The sequence below is a fragment of the Methylorubrum aminovorans genome, from assembly GCF_022179725.1.
Lineage (GTDB): Bacteria > Pseudomonadota > Alphaproteobacteria > Rhizobiales > Beijerinckiaceae > Methylobacterium > Methylobacterium aminovorans.
Map to the genome: position 1 here is coordinate 1 of NZ_BPRC01000097.1, position 868 is coordinate 868.

An 868-nucleotide genomic window follows, 5' to 3' on the forward strand; every position below is an offset into this window, starting at 1 on the left:
CTAGGTCGCGTGGACAGTTACCGGAGCCATAGGACGATGGCGGCGAGCGTGACGACGGCGGCGTAGTTGCGGGCGGTCTTCTCGTAGCGAGTGGCGACGCGGCGGAACTGCTTGAGCTTGGCAAAGCAGCACTCGACCAGATGGCGCTCTTTGTAGAGCGCCTTGTCGAGATCGTACTTCATGGTGCGCGAGGGATTGTTCGGGATCACGGCCTTGGCGCCCTTGTCGGCGACGAGCTTACGTAGCCGATCGCTATCGTAGGCGGCATCGGCCAGGATCACGTCGGCCGGGAGGTCCTTCAGCAGCGCCTCGGCCTGCGGCGCGTCGCCCTTCTGGCCGGCGGTGAGGGCAAAGCGCACCGAGCAGCCGAGCCCGCGCACCGCCAGATGGATCTTGGTGCTCAGGCCGCCACGCGAGCGGCCGAGCGCCTGATCCGGTGCTGGCTCGGACGAGGCCTGATCTCCAGACCCCCTTTTTTTGCGCCTGCCGCATGTTGGTGGGCGCGTACGATGGTGGAATCCACAATCAGGTACTCGAAGTCGGGATCGGCCGACATCGCCTCGAAGATGCGCCACCACACGCCCTTCTGGCTCCAGCGACTGAAGCGGCGGAACACGCTGTTCCACTCGCCGAACGTGTCAGGCAGATCGCGCCAGGGCGAGCCGGTGCGCACGATCCACAAAACGCCTTCGACGAACAGGCGGTTGTCGCGTCCCGTCGAGCCGCGCTGATCGGGCCGGCCGATGATGAGCGGCGCCATCCGCTCCCACTGCGCGTCGCTGAGAACCAAGCGATCCTGAACGCTCAAGGCTGTCCTCCAAAAGACAGCCTTGAAGCACCGCTTACCCCGTCCGTGAACCCCAAGAGT

The 868-nt window shown here is 65.3% G+C and carries 1 pseudogene; it reads right to left on the reverse strand.

Annotated elements, in window-relative coordinates:
- Window positions 1-17: 17 nt before the first annotated feature.
- Window positions 18-808 (reverse strand): annotated as a pseudogene (locus MFF24_RS28665) (IS5 family transposase).
- Between the last annotated feature and the right edge of the window lie 60 nt (window positions 809-868).